General features: G+C 30.4%; 1 protein-coding gene and 1 pseudogene. Both read right to left on the reverse strand.

The genetic code is table 11. From position 1 onward, the window contains the following. On the reverse strand, positions 1-659 hold a 659-nt coding region (locus J3U63_RS13175; RefSeq protein ID WP_267371844.1), incomplete at its 3' end, for a hypothetical protein. After that, positions 659-1257 (reverse strand): annotated as a pseudogene (locus tag J3U63_RS13180) (hypothetical protein); the annotation flags it as partial. The gene J3U63_RS13175 and the pseudogene J3U63_RS13180, both read right to left, overlap by 1 nt.

The raw sequence follows: 1257 nt of genomic DNA on the forward strand, positions 1-1257 counted from the left end.
AGACCGCCATTTTCGAACTGACATTTTATTTCATCCAGCAAATTAAACTTTCCTTTGGTATTAATTTTGTAATGTTGCCACAAAGAAGCCATTGCACTTTCTTCGAAGAAGAAATGTTCAAATAGCCAAATATTTAATTGCTTATCGATGTAAAAATCTAATGTCTTTTGGGACATGCTACTCTGATAATATTCACTTGAATAAACAACAAGTCGATTTATTATTTTGCTTGATGATTCGATAAACATCGTAATAATAAACTGTTCGGGGGAAACTGCACATTCACCTTCAAGCTGTTTTTCTTCAACAAGGCATTTTTTCGTATCGGTCGTTTTTTTTAAATAAATATTAAATTGATTGGATTGATATAAATAGACAATTTTATTTTTTTGTAGTTCTTCAAATATATTATTAGTATTCTGAGTTGAAGAAAAAGTCGATAATTTACACTTTTTATGATACTCTTTCTGCTCTTCCTCTGTATAAGAAAAATAATCGTCAATTCTACAATTATCGTTAATATCCTTAACTAGCTTTTTATTTATAATTTGAGGCGTTCCCACAGGTAATAAATTAGTATGAGTTAAAGCGTTCAACGAATGTGAACATGCTAATATAGGTAACAATAATAAACCATAAAATAAAGACTTTATCTGCATTATAGATAGACCTCGGCTATTTCGTATTGAAAGTTTTCAAAGTGCATATGATGATTATGTGTATCTTGACCATCTTGTCCGCCAAGAGTGATTAATTTCTCATAGTGAGGAATATATGGTTTAAATGTTTTCTTATCGGTATTAGGGTTACCAACTAAGATTTCTGTAAAATGAAATTTTTCCATTGCATTAATAATTTTCTGATCTTGAACTACATTGAATTTATATAAAGTATCAATACTTTTTCCGTTTACATGTTCAGAACTTGGAAAGCAAGAAGCTTCGTAAAAGCAACTACCTGTTGTTGTCAATTCAAAACCGACCTCAGCTAGAGCACCTATAAAACCAGCAAAAGGAGCTGGACCTGTATATCGCCTTTTAGTATTACTAAATTGATATTTAATTATAATGTTACCTTTCACATAATTAATCTCATCAAGCATTCGAACTATTTCAATTTCTTCATCTAACGCTACATACTTTCGCCAAATCAATCCTTTTTTTGGATGCCGTCCATATTCAGCAATATCACCATTCTTATATTTAACTCTTTTCTGGGTATCTCCTTCATTAACATTCTCTTTATACTCAAGAATGT

It is taken from the genome of Gilliamella sp. B2838 (assembly GCF_026536185.1).
GTDB lineage: Bacteria > Pseudomonadota > Gammaproteobacteria > Enterobacterales > Orbaceae > Gilliamella.